The organism is Arcobacter sp. ISO1, from assembly GCF_058105185.1.
Genome location: NZ_CM176573.1, coordinates 2,491,687 through 2,513,068, shown reverse-complemented (window position 1 = coordinate 2,513,068; position 21,382 = coordinate 2,491,687). Strand labels below are relative to the sequence as shown.

Genomic DNA, 21,382 nt, shown 5'->3' with positions numbered 1-21,382 from the left:
AGTATGTCACAAAGTACATATGATGCACTCAAAGCAAAAATAGGTAGAAGATCATTTATTAAAATGGCTGCTGTTTCTGCTGCTGCTGGTGCAACAAGTGCTTTTGCTAATGATGGAGTTACTAGAGAAGCAACTAGTGAAGAGGTTAAAAATCCTTTTCCAGGTTCTAAAAAAGTAAAAACCATCTGTACTGCGTGTTCTGTAGGATGCGGTATTATAGCTGAAGTACAAAACGGGGTTTGGGTTAGACAAGAAGTAGCTCAAGATCATCCAATTTCATTAGGTGGGCACTGTTGTAAAGGTGCTGATATGATTGATATGGTTAGATCAGAAGTTAGATTAAAACACCCAATGGTAAAAGAAGCTGGAAAATGGAAAAGAATTTCTTGGGATGAAGCTTATACAAGAATTTCTGACAAAATGAATGCATTGCATAAATCTGTTGGAGCTGATTCAGTTCAGTTCTTAGGTTCAGCAAAAATGAGTACGGAGCAAGCTTATTACTTCAGAAAATTTGCAGCAATGTATGGAACAAATAATATAGATCACCAAGCTAGAATCTGACATAGTGCAACAGTCGCCGGTGTGGCGAATACATGGGGTTATGGCGCTATGACTAACTCACTTGGAGATATCCAAAATGCTAAAGCTATTATTATATTTGGAGCAAACCCAGCGGTTAATCACCCTGTAGGATTTGGACATTTCTTAAAAGCTAAAGAGAGAAACAACGCAAAAATTATCGTTGTGGATCCAGTATTTACAAAAACAGCTGCAAAAGCTGATCATTATTGCAGAATTAGACCAGGAACAGATATTCCCTTTATGTATGGAATGTTAAACCTTATTTTCCAAAATGGATGGCATGATGATAAATTCATCAATGACAGAGTTTATGGAATGAATGAGATTATGGAAGAAGCTAAAAAGTGGACTCCAGAAAAAGTTGAGGACGTTACAGGAGTTCCAGCAGAACAATTAATGCAAATTACTAGATTGTATGCTAAATCTACTCCAGGTACATTAATTTGGGCTATGGGTCTTACTCAACATACAATTGGTTCTTCTAATACAAGAATGGCACCAATTTTACAACTTGCACTTGGAAACATGGGTGAAGAAGGTGGTGGAACAAACATCTTAAGAGGTCATGATAATGTTCAAGGTGCTACTGATATGTGTTGTTTATCTCATACATTACCAGGTTATTATGGACTAAGTGATGGTTCATGGAAATACTTCGCAAAATCTTGGGGTGTTGACTATGAATGGTTAAAAGGAAGATTTAGAGCAAAAGAATGGATGAATAAACCAGGATTTACACTATCTAGATGGTGGGCTGGTGTTCTTGATGGAAAAGATGGTAACGATAAAGTAACTAATGGTGGAACAAATCTAAAAGCTTTATTTGTTATGGGTAATGGTATTACTTCAGTTGCACAACAAGCAAAAATCAAAGAGGGTCTAGACAATCTAGAAATGCTAGTACTTTGTGATCCTTTTGTAAATGAAGCTGCTATTTTAACAGATAAACAAGATGACGTATTTATTTTACCAAGTGCAACACAATTTGAAACAAGTGGTTCAGTAACAGCAACAAATAGAACTGTTCAATGGAGAACAAAAGTTGTTGAGCCAATGTATGAGTCTAAAACTGACCATGAAGTTATGTTTGAGTTAGCTAAAAGATTAGGATTCTATGAGCAGTTTACTGCAGGAATGAAAATCAAAGATAACAAAAAAGATTTCACTTGGCCAGATGATGCAACTAATGAGATTGCAAGAATCATTAAAACTATTGGTTTAACAGGTTGGACAGCAGATAGAATCAAAAAACATACTGAAAATTGGCATATGTTTGACCAAATTTCAGGGCGTGGGTATGGTGCTATGAAGGGTGAATATTATGGATTACCTTGGCCATGCTGGACAGAAAAACATGGTGGAAGCCCAATTTTATATAACATCAACAGAAGTGTAGTTGATGGAGGTATGGGATTTAGAAATAGATTTGGATTAGAACACGATGGTGTATCTCAATTAGCAGGTGCTGGAAGTGCTCCAAAAGCTTCATCTAATAAAGATGGATATCCAGAGATTACTAGAGACAACATTGAATCAGTTCTAGGAATTACTTTAAGCGCTGATGAAAAAGCAAAAATTGGTAAAAACTGGAAAGTTGATACTTCTAATATTATTGCTGAAAAATGTATGGAAAGAGGAATTGCTCCTTATGGAAATGCAAAAGCTAGAGCTAAAGTATGGACATTCCCTGATCAAATTCCAATGCACAGAGAGCCATTACACTCTCCAAGACAAGATTTAGTTAAGAAGTATCCAAGTTATGCGGATAAAGCAAATCACTATAGAGTTGATACTAAATATGCTTCAAAACAGTCAGAAAAAGATTGGTCTAAAGAGTTCCCAATTAACTTGGTAACAGGAAGACTTGTAAATATGAATGGTGCAGGTATGGAAAATAGAGCAAGTAAATATCTTGCTGCATTAACTCCAGAAATGTTCTGTGAAATTAATCCTAATTTAGCTGGTAAACTAGGAATTAGAGATGGTGCTATGATGTGGGTTCACTCACCAGAAGGTACTAAAATTAAAGTTAAAGCTAAGTATTCATTTAGTGTTAGTGAAGATAGAGTGTTTATGCCATTCCACTTTGCTGGTGCATTCCAAGGGGAAGATATGTCGCACAAATATCCAGCGGGTACAAAACCATATGCTATAGGTGAAAGTGCAAATACAGTTACAAACTACGGTTACGACATCATCACTCAGATTCCTGAGACAAAAGGTGGTTTATGTCGAGTCGAGCTTGCCTAAGGAGTTGTAGATGAGTAATAGTGAAAAAGCTAGATTAAAATTTTATTGCGATGAACAAAGATGTATCGCATGTGATGGTTGTTCCGTTGCTTGTGCAGAAGCACATGAGTTACCAGCAGGTATCAATAGAAGAAAAGTAATTACAATGAATGAAGGTATTGAAAACCTTGAGTATTCATTGTCAATTGCTTGTATGCATTGTACAGATGCACCTTGTGAACAAGTTTGTCCAGTAGATTGTTTCTACATTAGAGAAGATGGAATTGTTTTACACGATAAAGAAAAATGTATTGGTTGTGGTTATTGTTTATACGCTTGTCCTTTCGGCGCTCCTCAATTTCCTCAAGATGGTGCATTTGGTACTAAAGGTGCTATGGATAAATGTACAATGTGTGCTGGTGGTCCACTTGAAACAAATAGTGAACATGAAAGAGAACTTTATGGGCAAAATAGAATTGCTGAAGGTAAAGTTCCTGTTTGTTCAGCTATGTGTTCAACAAAAGCATTATTAGTTGGTGACTCTCAAGAAGTGTCTAAAATTTATAGACAAAGAGTATTATCAGCTGGACACGGTGCTAAAGTTCAACCATATGGATGGTCGACAGCATATAGTTCAAATATATAATAAGGTAGATAGAGAATGAAAACGAAATATATAGTTTTAACTCTATTGACTCTTTCAGTATTAGCCTTTGGTGCTAATGCTGATAGTGCAATATGGGGGAAAGACTTAGTACCCAACATTTTAGGTTATGATAAAGAGGGTTCATTGCATCTTGGACCTTTATTTACACTTTTACAAGGTAAATATTTTTCAATTGCATTTTTAGCGATTTTGTTTGGTGTACCTGCAGTTTTCGCTATACACTACTTTATTATTGGCCCTAAAATATTTTCTCATGATAGAAAAAAAATTAAAGTATTCAATATGTTCCACAGATTAATTCACTGGATTGCTGGGTTCTCATTTTTAGTACTTATCCCTACAGGATTTGTAATGATATTTGGTTCAGTATTTGAAGGTGGAGCTTTTGTTAGAATCTGTAAAGAGTTACATGCAATTGCAACAGTGTTCTTTGCTATTTCTATTATTCCCATGACAATCATGTGGATAAGAGAGATGTTACCAACAATGGACGATGTTAAATGGATGATGATTCTAGGTGGATATTTGAGTAAAGTAAAAAGACCAATCCCTGCAGGTAAATTTAATGCAGGTCAAAAAATGTGGTTTTGGGTTTGTACTTTTGGTGGAATGTTAATGATTCTTACTGGTGCAGCAATGTATTTTCAGGACTTCACTCTTCCTGTACTTGCTACATATGGTATAACACAAATCGATTTTTTAAGAGCATGCGCAATTATTCACAATGTAATGGGAATGGCTGTGGCTGCATTATTTTTTACTCATGTATATATGTCAATGTTTGCAATTAAAGGTGCAATTCATTCGATGATTAGTGGGTATAAAGAGGAAGAAGAGATAGAAATTCTTCACAGCTCTTATTATAAAAAGTTAAAAGAGCAAAAACAATTATAAAAGAAAAGCTCTCCATAAAGCATCAAAATGGAGAGTTTTTTTTAATTGTCATATACATGACAGACTAGAATATTAAATTTATATACAATCTCATGTATAAATTGATTTTGTAATACTAATTTAAGTTTTAGTTTATTTTTTTAATTTAAAATATGCAAAATATGCATATTAGAGAAGGTAGAAGATGGATAATTCAAGATATTTGAAAAAGATTATCATAGATAAAGTAAACGGTGATGAAGTAAGAGAAGTAGAAGATATAACAATTGAAGAAGCTAGATTAAATGTATATTTAAATGGAGAAAAAGCTATTTCAATGATGTGTATACCAATAGATCAAGATGCCCATGCTATTGGTTTTTTGATGAGTGAGAATGTAATCTCTTCTATGGATGATGTTCAAGAAGTTATTTTAAGTGAAAATGGATTAAGAGTCGATGTAACAGCAAAGATTGATGAAAATTCATTAAGTAATCTTTATAAAGAAAAAACACTAGTAAGTGGTTGCGGTGGTGGAGTAACTGGAAATATTGCTGGAAGTGTAGAAGTACCTTTCAACCAAACAAATTTTGTGATTAGTCCAGAGGTTATAAGCCGGGAAGTTGCCATTTTCTACAGAGATAGTGAATTATATAAACTTACAGGATGTGTTCATAAAGCAATGCTTTATTTAGAAGATGGATCAACTGTAACATCTGAAGATATAGGAAGACATAATGCCATCGATAAAGTAGTTGGGAAATGTAAGCTAAAAGGCTTAAATACTACAAAATCAGTTTTATTCGTTAGTGGGAGATTAAGTTCAGAAATGGTTGTAAAAGCTGTAATGCATAAAGTACCTATTGTTGTTTCAAGAACAGCACCAACGCATTTAGGTGTTATGACAGCACACAATCATGGAGTTACACTTATAGGATTTGCAAGAGGCAAAAAAATGAATGTATATACACATAGTGGTAGAGTTGTAGGATAATATTATGGGAAAAATGCAAAAAGAGATCAACCTAGATGAAACTCAAAAAGAACTTTTATTAAGCAATTTAGACGAAGATGGGAAACTATCTTGTCTAAAGGCTTTTAAAGTTGCAAGATTAATTGGAGTAGAACCAATTGATATGTCTGATGCTTGTAAAAGTGAAGATATAAAAATTACAAACTGTGAATTAGGTGTATTTGGAAAAATACAATTCCATGACGCTGAAGATTCAATCTATAATAAAATATCTAAAAATTTCACACAAGATAAAGATGTTACTTGTAGGATTTTATGGGAGTTAGCAAAGGAATCAAGCTTAAGAAGAGTAGGTTCAACAGTTAAATTTACTGATGTGGAAGTAACTAATTGTCAATTGGGATGTTTTAGAAAAAGAAAGGGACATCGTGAAGTCAAAAATAAAAATTTGGATTGAAGATGATGAAAACAATTTAATATTTGGTGGAGGGAAAACACAAATATTAGAACTTATTGATGAAACGGGTTCCATTTCAGAAGCATCAAAAAAAGCTGGTATGAATTATAAAAAAGCTTGGAGTCATATAAAAATACTTCAAAAATATATTGATGATGAACTTGTAATTGTACAAAAAGGTAGAAATAGTGGTGGTACAAAGTTAACACCAAAAGCAAAAGAGTTAGTTGAGAATTTTAAAAAACTAAAAGAAGACATAAAAGCTTTTAGTGATGAAAGGTTTACCCAACTTTTTTTAGATGAAAAAATGATTAATTGCGCTAAGGAAGATTAAATGATAAAGTTAAATTCACTTCAGTTCTCAAATGTCTTACCATTGGATTTTGATAAAGAACAAACATTGAATCCATTAAAAAATAATGAAAATGTCGAAAATAAAATTAAAGAATTTTCATTAAAATTTGGTTTTAAAAATCTTAAAACTTTTAAGTTTAACAAAGATGGTTTTATCTCATTAATGCTTTCTTTAAAAGGAAAAATTAGTGTTAGTGTAGGGGAGAGTGAAGCTATAGTTCAAGCTGCAAATTTCTTAATAGAAAAAGGTTTTGAGATAGATTTAATTCCCCTTACAAAAGAGGGCTTTGTAGATTTATCTAAACTATCAAAATGTGACTATATATTTTGCTCTTCATATGTAATGGATACATATATAAAAACTAATTTAGATGAAGTAAAACAAAAAACGCAAGCCACAATTATCTCTAATATTAGTGCAACACTAACGAGTCTTGGTTCAGATATTGTATTGTTAGATTCATATAAACTTACTGGTTACTCTTTAGACTCAATACTCTTATACAATAATGAATTTGAAGAGAGTGTAATCTCTGAAATATCAACAGTTTCAATTTATCAAATAGAAAAAAATATTAAAAAAATAAATTATGAAAAAAATATTAAAAATAGATTTTTGGAAACTCTTAATGGGGAGTTTAAGACTAACATTTATTATTTTGTAAACCCTAAAGATAGTTTAGAGTATACACTTCATTTTGGATTAAAGGGTATAAAAGCAAGGGAGATAATTAGAACTTTAGCCTTAGAAAACATTCTTGTTACAAATGGAGAGGGTTGTTCTCTTGGTTTTTCTAAACCGTCAAGAATTATACAGGAAATGGCTTATACAGAAAGTGAATCTAGATGGGCATTGAGTTTAGATTTTAGTGAATATTTAGATGATGAAACTATTTTAAAAGTAGTTAAGAAAATCTCTAAAAAATATAGACAAATTTTACTTTTAAATTCATAGGAGAATATTTTGAAAAAAGAGTTTTTAGATTTCGAGCTTGCAGTTGAAAAGTCTTTGGAAAATGCAAAAGCAACTAGTTTTACAGAGATTGTAAATATTGAAAATGCACTAAATAGAATCATTGCAAAAGATGTCTTATGTAGCAAAAACCTTCCTTCTTTTAATAACTCAGCAATGGATGGTTTTGCAGTTAAGTTTTTAGATGCTGGAAAATCTTTAAAAGTTAAAAAAATAATTTTTGCAGGTGAAAAAGTTGAAGCTTGTTTAGACGAGAATGAGTGTTATAAAATTATGACTGGGGCACAAGTTCCAAGTGATGTTGACACTATTATTCCAATTGAAGATGTAATAAGTTTTGAAAATGAGATTGTAACAATTCCTGAAAATATAAAAAAAGGTTCTTCCTTAAGATTAAAAGGAGAGGAAAAAGCAATTGATGATATTTTATTTAAAAAAGGTGAAGTTATAAACTCTTCAACTCTTGCAGTTTTAGGATCACAAGGGATTACAAAAATTGCAGTTTATAAGAAAATATCTATTGCAGTAGTATCAACAGGGAATGAACTTAAAGAGCCTTGGGAAGAAGCAAGTAATGATGAGATTTATAATTGCAATTCTTACGCAATTACTACACTTCTTGAAGAAAAAGGTTTTGATTCTACATATGTTGGTGTTATTCCAGATAATTTAGAGCAATCTATTGAGTTTATCAATAGTTTAAGTTGTTATGACGTTGTTATAACAACAGGAGGTATATCTATGGGTGATGCTGATTTTATGGCAGATGCTTTTAAACAAAATGGTTTAAAAACAATTTTCCATGGGGTTAATATAAAACCAGGACGTCCTATTATGATGGGTGTTATAGAAAAAGAGTTAAATAATTGCTTTGTTATGTGTCTACCAGGTAATCCCTTAACAGCAATGGTGAATATGCATCTGTTCGCAATACCTGTATTAAATAAGATTCAAGGAGGAAATTCTATTTATCAAGATATTTGTTTAGCCGTAAACAAAGAAAATTTTAAAACAAAAACTGGTCGAGTAAATGTTGTACTAGGAACAGCTAAAAGTGGCGAATTTAAAGTTACAAAAAAGAACAAATACGGTTCAGGAATGATTACAGTACTAAATGAAAGTAATGCAATTGTTGTTACAAGACCAACTAGAGATACAACAGTTGAAGGTGAGTTTCTAAGAGTGATTAGATTTTCTTGCTCATATTTAGAAACTAAAACAGAAATATTTAATTAAAAACATAAAAATAAACTTTATATTAGGAGAAGAAAAATGAAGAAGACGTTATTAGGATTAGGTTTAGGTGCTATGTTAGCATCATCAATGATGGCTCAAGATTTAATGATGGCAACAACTACAAGTACAGATAATACTGGATTATTAGATTATTTAGCACCAAAATTTGAAAAAGATACTGGTGTAACTTTAAAATGGGTAGCAACAGGAACAGGAAAAGCACTTAAAATGGGTGGTAATTGTGATGTTGATATTTTGTTTGTTCATGCACCGGCATCTGAAAAAAAATTTATTGCAACTGGATTTGGTGTTGATAGACAACAAGTTATGTATAACGATTTTGTAATTATTGGACCAAAAGAAGATCCAGCAAAAGTTTCAGCTATGTCTCCAAGTGAGGCACTTAATTCTATTCAATCTCAAGAAGCTAAATTTTTCTCAAGAGGTGATAATTCAGGGACTAATAAAAAAGAACTTTCTTTATGGAAAAATGCAAAAGTTGATACAAAAGAAGCTTCATCTTGGTATGTTCAAACTGGTCAAGGTATGTTAAGAACTATTAATATGGCGTCTGAAAAAGCTGGATATACAATGACAGATAGAGGAACATGGATTAAATACATGTCTCAACAAGGAGATAAAAATCCAATGAAAATCGTTGTTGAAGGTGATAAAACATTATTCAATCAATATTCTGTAGTTTCAATTAACAAAGAAAAGTGTTCAAATGTAAAACCTGAATTAGCTAAAAAATTCACTAATTGGGTTGTTAGTCCTAAAACACAAAAAACTATTGCTGATTTTAGACTTTTAGGTCAAGCTTTATTTATTCCAAACGCAGGGAAATAAGGATTTTTAAAGAATGAATCTATTTACCGATGGTTTCAAAGAGGCAATAGAGTTATTAACTTCTGGTAATGAGAGTGTTTACTCTGCAATTACTACAACTATTACAGTCTCTTCATGGTCTTTGATAATTAGTTTATTAATTGGACTACCTTTAGGATTTTTTCTAGGGTATTACAACTTTAAAGGTAAGGTAGTAGTAAAAACAGTAGTTGATACTCTACTTGCCTTACCTACTGTAGTAATTGGTCTAATTGCCTATACTATGTTATCCCATGTTGGACCATTTGGTAAATATGATTTACTTTTTTCTCAACAAGCAATTATTATTGGTCAAGTTGTATTAGGACTTCCAATCATAATTGCTTTGACAGCTGCTGTTGTAGAAGCAGTGGATAAACGTCTTTATGTATCTTTAAAAGGTTTAGGTGCTAAACCTAGACAAATTATGTTTGCTACTTTAGAAGAGGCTAGATTTGGTCTTATGACTGCAGGTATGACTGCATATGGAAGAATTATTACAGAAATTGGTATTTCTATGATGGTTGGTGGGAATATTAAATATCATACTAGAACTGTTACAACAGCCATTGCACTTGAAACAGGAAAAGGTGAATTTGTTACTGGTATAGCATTAGGTTTAGTGCTTTTTGCTGTTGCCTTGATTGTAAATATTAGTTTGTCACTATTTAAGAGGAGATGGACACAATGAGTACACTTTATGAATTAAGAAACATAGAACAGTACTATGAAGATAAAAAAGTTCTTAGTGTAGAGAATTTAAAACTTGAAGAGAACAAAATTATAGGTTTTTTTGGTCCAAATGGTAGTGGTAAATCAACTTTGTTTTCTTTGTTGTCTTTTATAAATAAACCTACAAATGGTTATTTAAACTATAATGGAATAGATAATAAAAGAATAGATACTGAAACAAAAATGAGTATAGTTATGGTACCGCAAAATCCATATCTACTAAAAAGAAGTGTTTTTGAAAATATTTCATTTGGTTTAAAACTTAGAAATAAAACAAATAATATGGAAGAAAAAGTTGAAGAAGCTTTATCTTTAGTAGGTCTTGATAAATCATTTAAATATAGAAAATGGAGTCAACTATCTGGTGGAGAAGCTCAAAGAGTTGCACTAGCTGCAAGACTTATTTTAAAACCAAAGGTTTTAATCCTTGATGAACCAACAACAGGTGTTGATACAAATTCTGCTCAGCTTATAAAAGAAGCTATTTTAACTGCAAAACAAAAATGGAATACAACAATATTAATCTCAAGTCATGACCATAATTGGTTAAATAAAATTTGCGATAAAAAAGTTGCACTTTATCAAGGACGTTTAATAGAAAGTGGTAATGTAAATTTACTATTTGCTCCATGGGAAAAAGATGAAAATGGTAACTTAGTTAAACTTTTCCTTGATGGCCAATTTCTTAGTATTAAAAATAGCGAATCTAAGAAAAAAGATTCTGTTGCCTTGATAGACTCAAATGACATAACTATTTGTAGAAAAGATTGTGATAATATGTTTAATGAAAATACACTAATAGGACTTGTCTCTTCAATTTCACAACAAGATCAAATTGATTTCTTATTAGTTGAATTTTCAATAGGAGGAATTTCTTTTTCATGTCGTATCAGTAGAGATATAATGCAAGAGCAAAGATTCTTACCTGGAGATAAAATATATGTGAATATAGAAACTTCAAATATACATTGGATATAAATTTTAGAAAGGAGAAAAAATGTTTGTAAAGCTTAATGATAGAGTTTATCTTAATATGGCAAAAATCACTAGAATGAAAATTGACCATGTTGAAGATGGAATAAGAGTTAGATTTTATGAGTGTCAAGACCAAGTTGCAAAATCAAAGAAATTTGAAACAACTGATGAAGCATCAGCTTGGATTGAAGAACTTTTAAAACAAGTAAAATAGTATAGCTCTTGCTATACTGTTTTTTAATGGCATTTAGTTAAAATAAATGCTATTAAAAAATAGAATATTATTCTTAGTTTCTTAAGTATCTTAAAATAACACCTAAGGTTTAGGTTATAAAACTTCACAAACTATAAATATGATTAAAAAATTATCGGAGAAAATTATGAATTTAGATTGCAAAGGTTTAGTTTGCCCAGAACCTGTTTTAAAAACAAAAAAAGCTTTAGATGAGTTAGAAGAAAACTCTGTTTTAGAAGTATCAGTAGATAATATTGCCTCTCAAGAAAATGTAGTTAGATTTGCCACAAAACAAGGCTTTAGTTCTGAAGTTGAAGATTTAGGTAATAATGAGTTTAAAGTAACTATTGTAAAAGGTTATGATTGTAGTGTTGCAACAAAAGACTCTTTAGATGAATCAAATTTTTTAAATAAGACAGTATTTATAAAAGATGATAAAGTAGGTGAGGGTGAATTAGGTAGTATGCTTGTAGTTGGCTTTTTGAAAAGTATACTTGAATTACCAAAATTACCTAAAACTATTATTTGTGTAAATAAAGGTGTCTTATTAACAACAGCAGATGAAAATAGTGATATTATTGAAATATTTAAAAATTTAGAAGAAAAAGGTGTAGAGATTTTTTCTTGTGGAGTTTGTTTGGAGTTTTATGAAGTTGCCAATAATCTTAAAGTTGGTAAAATAGGAAATGCCTATGGAACAGTAGAGACATTATTAAACAGTGAAGGAACTATAAGTTTATAAATGAATAACCAACATAAATTAACTAAATATGTAAAAGCCGCAGGTTGAGCAGCCAAATTAGCTCCGGGGGAGCTATCACATTTACTTGGTAAGCTTGAATGCGATGATGAAAGATTAATTGTAGGAATTGATAGTAGTGATGATGCAACTGTATTTGTATTAAATGAAAATCAAGCAATGGTACAAACAGTTGATTATATTACTCCAGTTATTGATGATCCATTTTTATATGGACAAATAGCTGCTGCAAATTCACTTAGTGATATTTTTGCTATGGGAGCTGATGTATTAACAGCTATGAACTTAGTAGGATTTGATGGTTGTCATCACCCAAAAGAGGTTTTAGCAGAAATCTTACAAGGTGGTTTAACAAAAGTTAAAGAGTGTGGAGGTGTTCTTGCTGGTGGTCATACCATTGAAGCTCCTGAGATGACTTATGGTTTAAGTGTAAGTGGAACTGTTCATCCAAAAAAAGTATTTAGAAATAATACACCAAGAATTGGAGATGTTTTAATACTTACTAAACCTATTGGAATTGGGATTTTAACAACTGGAATAAAAGCAGATATGTTAGATGATAAAGTAATACTAAAAGGTGCATCTATAATGGCACAATTAAATCATAAAGCTTCTTTGTGTGCTAGAAAGTTTGATGTTAGTGCTTGTACCGATATTACAGGATTTGGTCTAGCTGGGCATGCTTTAGAGATGGCTTCAAAAAATGTAAGTCTTGAGTTTGACTTTGAAAAGATTCCAATAATAGAAGAATCAATTGAATTAGCCTCAATGGGAATAATACCAGGTGGAACATATAATAATAGAGCCTATGTAAAACCAAATGTAGAAATAAAAAAAGATTTTGAAAATGAGATTTTCTTTTATGATGCTCAAACTTCAGGGGGACTTTTAATAAGTGTATCTCAAGAAGATGCACCAAAATTATTAGATAGACTTAAAAGTGAAGGCTATGAGTATAGTGCAGTAATTGCTACTGTAAAACAAAAAGAGCAAAAGAGTTTAATACTCAAATAGTATAAGCAGTACTTATTTTAACCTTGAATTTAAGAATTATATTTTATTATATATTATTAAATTTGAGGGAGAAATAAGACAATGTTAGATCCAGAAGAAGCATACTATAAGTTACTAGAAGTTTATGGTCAAAATGTAATTGCATCAAAGACTGATTTAAAAGGAAACATTGTTTATGTATCCGATGCATTTTGTAAAATAAGTGGTTATACTAGAGAAGAGTTAATGGGACAGTCTCATAATATAATAAGACATTCTGATACTCCAAGTTCAGTATTTAAAGAGCTTTGGGATGCAATAAAAAACTCAAAAATTTTTAAAACTCAAATAAAAAATAGAAAAAAAGATGGCTCTTTTTATTGGGTTGATATGACTGTATCTCCTATGTTAGACGATTTTAACAATATTGTTGGATATACAGCAATTAGACATGACATTACTACACAAAAAGAGCTTGAAGAGCTTAACTTAGAACATCAAAAATTAATTGAATCATTTAGTAAAAATGTAATTGCATCAAAAACAGATTTAAGAGGAAACATAACTTACGTTAGTGAAGCTTTTTGTGAAATAAGTGCTTATTCAAAAGATGAACTTCTTGGAAAAGCACATAACATTATTAGACATCCTGACATGAGTAAAACTTTTTATAAAAATATGTGGCAAATTTTAAAAAGTGGTAAAGAGTTTAAAGGTGAAATTAAAAACAAAAAGAAAAATGGTGAAGCATATTGGGTAGATGTTACAATCTCATGTGATTATGACAAAGATAACAAACATATTGGGTTTACATCAATTCGAAGAGATATTACAAAACAAAAAGAGCTTGAAGAAAAATTAAAAGAAACTACACTGAAGAAAAAAGAAGGCTAGTAAAAACTAGCTTCTTTTTCAACTATACTCTTCTGTCATTTTGTTGTAAAATTCAACATAATTTGTATCACCAGTATCTCTAGCTTTCATAGCAGCTCTTGGGTGTTCATTTAAATGACCACTAACGATATAAGGAACACTACATCCCCAATCTAGCTCTTTTTCTAAAGGTACAATATAATCTTGGATAAATCCTAATACAGGTAGATATTTATATTTAGGGTTTTTCAAGAATCCTAGTAAAAGTTCCATAGCACAGTTTCCTGCACCTCTACCTAATCCTGAAACAGTAACATCTAAATAACTTGTTCCATAAACCATAGCTTCAAGTGTATTTGCATAAGCTAATGACAGATTATTGTGTGCATGGATACCAACTTTTTTACCAACTGGTTTCGCCACATCTAAATATTTATCAGTTAATTTATTAATTTGTTCAGGGTAAAAAGAACCAAAACTATCAGCAATATAAATAACATCAACATTTGATTTAGCAACTTGTGCTAAAACTTCATCAAGTTCATTGTCAAATGATTTAGAAATAGCCATAATATTACATGTTGTTTCATATCCCTTTGCATGGAAATCTTCAATTAATTCTAAAGCTTCTGGAATTTGGTGAATATAAGTTGCAACTCTAATCATATCAACTACTGATTCGTCTGCAGGCGGAATCTCTTCTTTAATAGTTCTTCCAACGTCAGCCATAGTAGCAATTTTTAGATTTGTGTTGTTTTCACCAACAATACTTCTAATATCTTCTTCTTTACAAAAGTTCCATTTCCCATATTCCTCTTCACTCATAACTGTTGGGGATACATTTTTCCCAATCTCCATATAATCAATTCCAGCATTTACACACATGTTATATAAAGCTTTTACAAACTCATCTGAAAAGTGATAGTTATTTACAAGTCCTCCATCTCTGATCGTACAATCAAAAACTCTTAAATCTTCTCTAACTGAAAGGATGCTTCCCTCTTTTTGTAACATATTAATTCCCTGTTTAAATTTTGTGTAATGATACTGAAAAGTAGTTAAATAGGTTATAAAAGAGCTATAATACTCCCTTATAACCTTTAGTGTTCTCTTTTTTCTGCACCTTGATAGTTTTTATTGATGTTTTCATCTCTAATTTTAATAGACTCTTTACCAACAAATTGAGATTTAGAAATTAGTTCAACATTTTTATTGGCAATATTAGACATTTGTGACGAGATAATTCTGACATTTTCTGCAACTTGTGCATTTTTTTGTGTAAGTGTATCTATTTGAGCAACTGTATTATTTATCATAGAAATACCTAGTTCTTGCTCCTTTGAAGATTGAACAACTTGTTCAATAAGTGAGGTGGTACTATTTATTTTTGTACTTAGATTTTCATAACCTAATATCATATCATCAGCAATACCTTTACCTTCATTTGCTTTTATTGATGCAGATTCAACTAAATTCTTTATCTCTTTTGCTGCATCAGCACTTCTATTTGCTAGATTTCTTACTTCCCCTGCTACAACAGCAAACCCTTTTCCTGCTTCCCCTGCTGTTGCTGCCTCAACAGCCGCATTTAGTGAAAGTATATTTGTTTGAAAAGCAATTTGATCAATCATATCTAAAGCTTCATGAACAGCTCTTGTTGAATCATTGATTTCATTCATTGCTGTAACTGTTTTTGTTGCTAAAGATAAACCACTTGAAATAGAATCAGTTACTTCAGTACCATAATTTTCCATCTCATTTGCCATATTTGTATTATTTTTAATTGTACTAGTTATCTCTTCAATAGCTGCAGATGCTTCTTCTAATGAAGCAGCTTGTGTTGTAGTTGATTGAGATAAGTTTGATGAAATATCAAGTAGGTCAGTAGATTCTTTTTGTAAAACTAAACTTGTTCTATATGTGCTTTTTAGTTGTTTAGTTATCTCCTCTTTTAAAGAGTTAATCCCTTGGGTCATTTTTTTTAAATTTCCACCTCTAAACATTGTCTCATCAATTTCATTTAAAAAGTTTTGTTGAGAGTATTCATTTAATATTTTTTCAATATTTGTTAATGATTTTTGAAGCTTTTCAGACATAACATTCATAGTCTTTGCAATATAGTTAAGTTTGTTATTTGAACTTTCTTTTGTAACTCTATCTTCTGTAAAACCATCTGATAGTTTTTCTGCACAAAGCATTATTTCACCATAGATAGTTAAATCTTCAGTGTTTTTACTTTGAATTAAATTAGAGATATTTAAAATCTTTTCCATAATAAGTTTATCTTTACCACTGCAAATATTATCACTTGATTCAATTTTATTGATATCCTCTTTTACATAGCTTTCTATAGTATCTAAAGCTTTTAATATATCATTTGAGTCTTGATTATTTTTAAAAAACATTTTCTGGCCTTAGTCTAAAGTTTTATACAGTTTTTCTGCATTTTTAATTTCTTCATCTGTTGGCTTTATCCTAACAGAGATATATCTTAAGTTACCATTTACATCTTTAGAGGGAAATGCTGTTGCATTCACCCAATAATAGGCACCATTTTTTGTTTTATTTTTAACAATTCCATTCCATATTTTACCAGCTTGTACAGTTTTCCATAGATCCTCAAATGCAGCCTTTGGCATATCTGGATGTCTTACAAAATTATGTGGTTGACCTATTAATTCTTCTTTCGTATATCCTGCTATTTTACAAAAATCTTCGTTTGCATAAATAATTATTCCCTTTGAATCAGTTTCAGAAACAATCATTGTTTCCTTACTAAGTTTAACTTCCCCATTCATTATTTCCCCTTTTAAAAGTTAAAAATAATATATTTACTTTTAGTATACAATAAAATATAATGAAGATGCCTCTTTTTTCAAAAGTGTCATTTTGTGTGTGTATTATTTGCTACTTTTTTTACTTATATTTCATTTATAATAAATTGGATATAATCCGCGAATGAATACGATATTAAAGAAATTAGACTTAAGTGATTATATAGATTCTTTTTCTAAATTATTAGCTAGAGAAAAACCTATAGTCCTTGAAGGGGATATAAACCTTCACCATAGACTTATTAGTGAATTATCAAAATTTGATTTAAAAGAACCAACAAAAGTTTCAAACCTTGATAGTGCCTTATTACACATTCAAAAACAAGGTATATTAAAAATATACGACATTTATGAATTTATAAAAATTATTAAATATTTTAATTATCTAAAAAAATTTAATTTTGAAGGAAAACTCTCTGAATGGATAGATAGGATTATAATTCCATCTGAAGTTAACAAAATATGTGATTACTTTGATGAAAAAGAGAATCTAAAGCAAGGTGTTAATGAAGACTATGATGCTATTAAAGGTGCTATATATAATAATAAGCAAGAGATAAAACAAAGCCTTTATAAATTAATAAACAATACTAAGTTAAGAAGCTATCTAGTTGATTCGCAAGTTCATTATATAAATGGGGAAGAGTGTTTATTAGTTCGTGGTGGATTTAACCATATTATAAAAGCAACAGTTTTAGATAGATCAAACTCTGGATTTTTTTATGTTTTACCCCATAGTGTTAGTAACTTAAAACAAAAACAAAGTGATCTAATAAATAAACAAGAAGAGATAATACTTAAAGTATGTAAAGAGATAAGTTCTCTTTTTGAAAAGAATTTGCTGTTTTTAAAATTTATTAATAAAGAGTTTGATAGATTTGATCATTATCAAGCAAGAATATTCTTTTCAAAAATAGGTGATAAGAATTTTATATTACCAAATAAAAAAGGTAAAAATAAACTAGTAGAGTTTAAGCATCCAGCTTTAAGTGATGCAAAAGCTATAAGTATAGACTTCTCAAAATCAGTAGTTATGATTACAGGGGTAAATGCTGGTGGTAAAACTATGATGTTAAAATCAATTCTATCAGCTGTATTTTTATCAAAATACCTTTTACCATATTATACCCATCATACAAGTGAAGTTGGAACCTTTAAAGAGATAGCCGCAGTATTAGATGATCCTCAAAGTGTTAAAAATGATATTTCTACTTTTGCAGGACGTATGGTAGAGTTTTCTAAACTATTTTCTTCAAAAAGTGCAATTGTTGGTGTAGATGAGATAGAACTAGGAACAGATTCAGATGAAGCAGCTAGTTTGTTTAAAGTTATAATAGAAGAGCTAATTCAAAAAGATATAAAAATTATTATAACAACACACCATAAAAGATTAGCCTCACTTATGGCTTCAAATGAAAATGTAGAATTAATAGCTGCGCTTTATGATGAAGAGAATCAAAAACCAACATATGAGTTTTTACAAGGTACTATAGGAAGATCATATGCCTTTGAAACAGCCTCAAGATATGGAATACCATTTAATGTAATTAAAAAAGCAAAAATTGTTTATGGTGAAGATAAAGATAGATTAAACGAACTTATTGAAAGAAGTAGTGCTTTAGAAATAGAGTATAAACAAAAGATTAAAAAACTTGAAGAAGAGCAAGAGAAGTTTGAAAAATTAAATAAAAATCTAAAAGAGACTAAAGAGAGTTTAGATGAGCATATCTATGAAGAGAAATCAAAACTTCATAAAGAGTATAAAGATGCAAGAGAAGAAGCAAAAAAAGCTATAAAAGCAAAAATAGCTATTGGTCATCAACATCTAAATGTAGCCCATGCAAAAGCACAGTCTATTAAAACAGAAAAAGTTCAAGAAATAGTTGAACTTAAAGTAGGGGATAGAGTTAAATATAGAAGTTCAAAAGGTGAGATAATATCTATAAAAGGGAAAAAAGCTTTCATCGAAAATGACATGGGTATGAAAATGCAGGTATTACTTTCAGACTTACAAAGAAGTGGAAATCCACCTAAAATTAAGGCAAAACCAAAAGCTAGTGTAAATGTTCAAAAACCTGATTCAGGGCATGTAAAATTAGACTTGCATGGACAAAGAGCAGATGAGGCAATAGAAAATTTAGATAAATTTTTATCTGATGCATTAATTGCAGGGTTTGATGAGGTATTAGTTTATCATGGAATAGGAACAGGAAAATTATCATATGCAGTTAAAAAGTTCCTAGATAAACATCCAAGGGTAAAATCATACGAGGATGCTCATCCATCTTCTGGAGGTTTTGGGGCTAAAGTTATTAAACTATAAGATATTTTTTTCTAATCTCATTTTTACATAAGGGTTTAGAAAATAAATATCCAATGGTTTATATTTTCTTTATCCTTTCGCAAGGTGCACTAAATAAATAGCCTTGTGAATAATCGATTCCTAAATCTTGTACTTTTTTTAAAATTGATTCATTTTCAACAAATTCCGCAATTGTCTTCATCCCTAAATCTTTTGCAAAATTTACTATATTCTTACAAACTTTTTCACTAAGAATATCTTTATCAATATTTTTTATCAAAGAACCATCTATTTTTATGAAATCTGCTTGAAGTTTTAAAAGATATTCAAAATTACTATAACCAGTACCAAAATCATCAATGGCAATTCTACAACCAAAAGATTTAACTTTTTTAATAAAATTTGAAACAATTTCAAAGTTTTCAATTGATTCAGATTCAACTATCTCAAAAACAACTCTTTTACCAACTTGTGAGTCTGATAGTATTTTATAAATAAACTCTTTTATTTCGGCATTTAAAATATCTTCAATTGTTAAATTTATAGAAAAATTATATTCAAGGTCTTTGAATTTTTCTATGGTTTTTTCTATCATAATTTTTGTAATTTGATTGTAAAATTTAGTTTTCTTTGAAATTTCTAGAAAAAAGTAGGGTGATATTAATTTATCTTTTTTCCTCATCCTAACTAAAGCTTCATATTTTTCAACCTTTAAAGTTTTGTTATTTATAATTGCTTGATATACTGGTAGAATATTGTCTTTTTCTATTGCATCTTTAATGGATTTAGTCCATTTTATATTATTTTCATACTCTTTGTCTAAAGATATATCATCTTTGTAAACTAAGATATCTTTATTGTGTTGCTTTGCAATTTTAATAGTCATTGTTGCTGTGTTTAAAATTCTATTTTTTTCTTCAAAGGAGATTCCAATGGTAAAATTTAAATTGATAAAGTCTTCACTATCAATATAAAAATTTTCTTTTTTTAGTTGGGTGTTTATAGAGTTAATTTTTTGCAAAAAAAGATCAGTACTTATATCTTCATAAAAAATTACAAATTCATCACTATGTAAACGATAAATGTTACAACTATTTGAATCTTTTATAATGTTTAGTTTTTCTGCAAATCTTTTAAGTATCTTGTCACCAATTATATATCCATAAAAATCATTTATTTCAGAAAATCTATCAATATTTATAATTGCTAATGCAGGCTTAGTGCTTTTGTTTATATCATTTATAAGTTTATATCTATTTCCTAAGTTTGTTAGAATATCAGTATTAACAATAGTATCTAATCTTTGTTGTTGTTGAATAGTTTTAGTTACATCATGTCTAATTCCAATATATTCATTTATATTATTTTTATCATCAAGTATAGGTACTATTGTAATATCTACCCAATAATAATCTCCATCTTTAGTGATGTTTTTTAATGTTTTTTTCCAAACTTTTTTTGATTTAATTGTTGACCATAAATCTTCAAAAATAGATTTTGGGTTGTCTGGATGTCTAATAATACTATGGGGTTTACCAATTAATTCCTCTTTTGTATAACCACTTATTTTGCATAGGTTTTCATTAACATAGGTTATTTTTCCTGTTAAATCTGACTTTGAAACGATACTTGATTTATCCATTGCAATTTTGTAACTTTCAAATAAAGATATTGTCCTTTTTAATTCATATTCTATCTCTTTTATTTGGCTTATATCTTGAACTATACCCATAGATCTATATGCTTTACCCTCTTTGTCAAAATAACTATCACATTTTTCTTCAACATATTTTATTCTTCCATCATTCATTTTTAATCTATGTTGAATTGTATAAGGTTTTTTTGATTTAAGTGAATTCAAATATGCACTTTTTACCATCTCTTTATCTTCTGGAAGAATTACATTTAAAAAATATTCATAAGAGGGTTCAACTTTAGATTTATCTACTTCAAGAATTTCATATATTTGATTAGACCAAAATATATTGTCTTTAGTAATATCATAGTCCCAGTTACCAATATTTGCTAATCTTTGAGCTGTATTCATTTTATTTTTTATTACAACTTCTCTTGTAACATCTTTTATAATACCTATAAAAAACTGTAATTTATTGTTTTCATCAAAAATTGGGGTAATTGTTAATTCACAGTGAATTATCTCGCCATTTTTTTTCTGATTTTTTACAATAGTAGTGATTGAATTTTGTTCTTTTATTGCTTTTTTTATTTCATCTATTGATTTTTGTTCTTTATTGTTAGATTGTAGGAATCTGCCATTTCTACCTAAGATTTCATCCTCTTTATAATCAAACATTTTATAAAAACTTTTATTTGCGTAAATTATAGGATTATCATCTTTTTTGGGATCAGTGATTAGTATTCCATTTCCTGCTTGATCTATGATTTCTGAGAGAAATATATTTAAGGTTTCATCTAAATAATTCACTCCCATAAATATCCTTTA

20 protein-coding genes are annotated in these 21,382 nt (G+C 29.9%); 16 read left to right on the top strand and 4 right to left on the bottom strand.

Annotation, left to right across the window (positions count from 1 at the left end; all coding sequences use genetic code 11):
- Positions 1–3 precede the first annotated feature (3 nt).
- The 15 genes from AC2TY9_RS12430 (at position 4) to AC2TY9_RS12360 (ending at position 13,803) form a co-directional block, all read left to right on the top strand.
- The gene (locus AC2TY9_RS12430) at positions 4–2,835 is read left to right on the top strand and encodes a formate dehydrogenase subunit alpha (RefSeq protein ID WP_489777826.1); all 2,832 of its coding nucleotides are present in this window, start codon (positions 4–6) and stop codon (positions 2,833–2,835) included.
- Positions 2,836–2,845: 10 nt separating this feature from the next.
- Entirely contained in the window at positions 2,846–3,460 is a 615-nt protein-coding gene (fdh3B, locus tag AC2TY9_RS12425; protein ID WP_489777825.1) for a formate dehydrogenase FDH3 subunit beta, read from the top strand.
- A gap of 15 nt (positions 3,461–3,475) precedes the next feature.
- Positions 3,476–4,375, top strand: a complete 900-nt coding sequence (locus tag AC2TY9_RS12420) for a formate dehydrogenase subunit gamma (protein WP_489777824.1) — start codon at positions 3,476–3,478, stop codon at positions 4,373–4,375.
- 184 nt (positions 4,376–4,559) lie between these two features.
- Complete coding sequence (gene fdhD / locus AC2TY9_RS12415; RefSeq protein WP_489777823.1) at positions 4,560–5,348, top strand: formate dehydrogenase accessory sulfurtransferase FdhD; 789 nt, start codon at positions 4,560–4,562, stop codon at positions 5,346–5,348.
- 4 nt (positions 5,349–5,352) lie between these two features.
- Complete coding sequence (locus AC2TY9_RS12410) at positions 5,353–5,784, top strand: ModE family transcriptional regulator (protein ID WP_489777822.1); 432 nt, start codon at positions 5,353–5,355, stop codon at positions 5,782–5,784.
- Positions 5,756–6,118: a winged helix-turn-helix domain-containing protein gene (locus tag AC2TY9_RS12405; protein ID WP_489777821.1), complete on the top strand. Its 363-nt coding sequence runs from the start codon at positions 5,756–5,758 to the stop codon at positions 6,116–6,118. Before AC2TY9_RS12410 ends, AC2TY9_RS12405 begins: the two co-directional genes overlap by 29 nt.
- Entirely contained in the window at positions 6,119–7,093 is a 975-nt protein-coding gene (locus AC2TY9_RS12400; RefSeq protein WP_489777820.1) for a cysteine desulfurase, read from the top strand.
- Positions 7,094–7,102: 9 nt separating this feature from the next.
- Positions 7,103–8,347, top strand: coding sequence for a molybdopterin molybdotransferase MoeA (locus tag AC2TY9_RS12395; RefSeq protein ID WP_489777819.1), 1,245 nt, complete (start codon positions 7,103–7,105; stop codon positions 8,345–8,347).
- A 36-nt stretch (positions 8,348–8,383) separates the two neighbouring features.
- Complete coding sequence (locus AC2TY9_RS12390; protein WP_489777818.1) at positions 8,384–9,196, top strand: ABC transporter substrate-binding protein; 813 nt, start codon at positions 8,384–8,386, stop codon at positions 9,194–9,196.
- A gap of 13 nt (positions 9,197–9,209) precedes the next feature.
- A complete protein-coding gene (locus tag AC2TY9_RS12385) occupies positions 9,210–9,905 on the top strand; it encodes an ABC transporter permease (protein WP_489777817.1) in 696 nt (231 codons plus the stop codon).
- The gene (locus AC2TY9_RS12380) at positions 9,902–10,924 is read left to right on the top strand and encodes an energy-coupling factor ABC transporter ATP-binding protein (protein ID WP_489777816.1); all 1,023 of its coding nucleotides are present in this window, start codon (positions 9,902–9,904) and stop codon (positions 10,922–10,924) included. Before AC2TY9_RS12385 ends, AC2TY9_RS12380 begins: the two co-directional genes overlap by 4 nt.
- Before the next feature lie 19 nt (positions 10,925–10,943).
- Entirely contained in the window at positions 10,944–11,135 is a 192-nt protein-coding gene (locus AC2TY9_RS12375) for a sodium-dependent tyrosine transporter (protein WP_489777815.1), read from the top strand.
- 166 nt (positions 11,136–11,301) lie between these two features.
- Positions 11,302–11,898 carry a sulfurtransferase-like selenium metabolism protein YedF gene (gene yedF / locus AC2TY9_RS12370; protein WP_489777814.1) on the top strand — a complete coding sequence of 199 codons (597 nt, stop codon included), beginning with the start codon at positions 11,302–11,304 and terminating at the stop codon, positions 11,896–11,898.
- Positions 11,899–12,930, top strand: a complete 1,032-nt coding sequence (gene selD / locus AC2TY9_RS12365; protein ID WP_489777813.1) for a selenide, water dikinase SelD — start codon at positions 11,899–11,901, stop codon at positions 12,928–12,930.
- An 81-nt stretch (positions 12,931–13,011) separates the two neighbouring features.
- Positions 13,012–13,803 carry a PAS domain-containing protein gene (locus tag AC2TY9_RS12360; RefSeq protein WP_489777812.1) on the top strand — a complete coding sequence of 264 codons (792 nt, stop codon included), beginning with the start codon at positions 13,012–13,014 and terminating at the stop codon, positions 13,801–13,803.
- A gap of 18 nt (positions 13,804–13,821) precedes the next feature.
- Here AC2TY9_RS12360 and AC2TY9_RS12355 read toward each other — a convergent pair whose 3' ends face one another.
- The 3 genes from AC2TY9_RS12355 to AC2TY9_RS12345 all read right to left on the bottom strand — a co-directional run bounded on the left by AC2TY9_RS12355 (position 13,822) and on the right by AC2TY9_RS12345 (position 16,580).
- Positions 13,822–14,796: an aldolase catalytic domain-containing protein gene (locus AC2TY9_RS12355; protein ID WP_489777811.1), complete on the bottom strand. Its 975-nt coding sequence runs from the start codon at positions 14,794–14,796 to the stop codon at positions 13,822–13,824.
- An 86-nt stretch (positions 14,797–14,882) separates the two neighbouring features.
- The gene (locus AC2TY9_RS12350) at positions 14,883–16,187 is read right to left on the bottom strand and encodes a methyl-accepting chemotaxis protein (protein ID WP_489777810.1); all 1,305 of its coding nucleotides are present in this window, start codon (positions 16,185–16,187) and stop codon (positions 14,883–14,885) included.
- A 9-nt stretch (positions 16,188–16,196) separates the two neighbouring features.
- Positions 16,197–16,580: a PAS domain-containing protein gene (locus AC2TY9_RS12345; protein WP_489777809.1), complete on the bottom strand. Its 384-nt coding sequence runs from the start codon at positions 16,578–16,580 to the stop codon at positions 16,197–16,199.
- Positions 16,581–16,740: 160 nt separating this feature from the next.
- Between AC2TY9_RS12345 and AC2TY9_RS12340 the strand changes: the two genes are divergently transcribed.
- Positions 16,741–18,939, top strand: coding sequence for an endonuclease MutS2 (locus AC2TY9_RS12340; protein ID WP_489777808.1), 2,199 nt, complete (start codon positions 16,741–16,743; stop codon positions 18,937–18,939).
- Positions 18,940–18,997: 58 nt separating this feature from the next.
- On the opposite strand, the gene AC2TY9_RS12335 is transcribed toward AC2TY9_RS12340, so the two are convergent.
- A complete protein-coding gene (locus AC2TY9_RS12335; RefSeq protein WP_489777807.1) occupies positions 18,998–21,370 on the bottom strand; it encodes a bifunctional diguanylate cyclase/phosphodiesterase in 2,373 nt (790 codons plus the stop codon).
- Positions 21,371–21,382 lie beyond the last annotated feature (12 nt).

Coding starts and splice junctions, on each gene's coding strand:
- AC2TY9_RS12335 (WP_489777807.1), bottom strand. CDS start 21,370: ATGGGAGTGAATTATTTAGATGAAACCTTAAATATATTTCTCTCAGAA.
- AC2TY9_RS12340 (WP_489777808.1), top strand. CDS start 16,741: ATGAATACGATATTAAAGAAATTAGACTTAAGTGATTATATAGATTCT.
- AC2TY9_RS12410 (WP_489777822.1), top strand. CDS start 5,353: ATGGGAAAAATGCAAAAAGAGATCAACCTAGATGAAACTCAAAAAGAA.
- AC2TY9_RS12400 (WP_489777820.1), top strand. CDS start 6,119: ATGATAAAGTTAAATTCACTTCAGTTCTCAAATGTCTTACCATTGGAT.
- AC2TY9_RS12345 (WP_489777809.1), bottom strand. CDS start 16,580: ATGAATGGGGAAGTTAAACTTAGTAAGGAAACAATGATTGTTTCTGAA.
- AC2TY9_RS12390 (WP_489777818.1), top strand. CDS start 8,384: ATGAAGAAGACGTTATTAGGATTAGGTTTAGGTGCTATGTTAGCATCA.
- fdh3B (WP_489777825.1), top strand. CDS start 2,846: ATGAGTAATAGTGAAAAAGCTAGATTAAAATTTTATTGCGATGAACAA.
- AC2TY9_RS12420 (WP_489777824.1), top strand. CDS start 3,476: ATGAAAACGAAATATATAGTTTTAACTCTATTGACTCTTTCAGTATTA.
- fdhD (WP_489777823.1), top strand. CDS start 4,560: ATGGATAATTCAAGATATTTGAAAAAGATTATCATAGATAAAGTAAAC.
- AC2TY9_RS12350 (WP_489777810.1), bottom strand. CDS start 16,187: ATGTTTTTTAAAAATAATCAAGACTCAAATGATATATTAAAAGCTTTA.
- AC2TY9_RS12355 (WP_489777811.1), bottom strand. CDS start 14,796: ATGTTACAAAAAGAGGGAAGCATCCTTTCAGTTAGAGAAGATTTAAGA.
- AC2TY9_RS12375 (WP_489777815.1), top strand. CDS start 10,944: ATGTTTGTAAAGCTTAATGATAGAGTTTATCTTAATATGGCAAAAATC.
- AC2TY9_RS12385 (WP_489777817.1), top strand. CDS start 9,210: ATGAATCTATTTACCGATGGTTTCAAAGAGGCAATAGAGTTATTAACT.
- yedF (WP_489777814.1), top strand. CDS start 11,302: ATGAATTTAGATTGCAAAGGTTTAGTTTGCCCAGAACCTGTTTTAAAA.
- AC2TY9_RS12380 (WP_489777816.1), top strand. CDS start 9,902: ATGAGTACACTTTATGAATTAAGAAACATAGAACAGTACTATGAAGAT.
- AC2TY9_RS12360 (WP_489777812.1), top strand. CDS start 13,012: ATGTTAGATCCAGAAGAAGCATACTATAAGTTACTAGAAGTTTATGGT.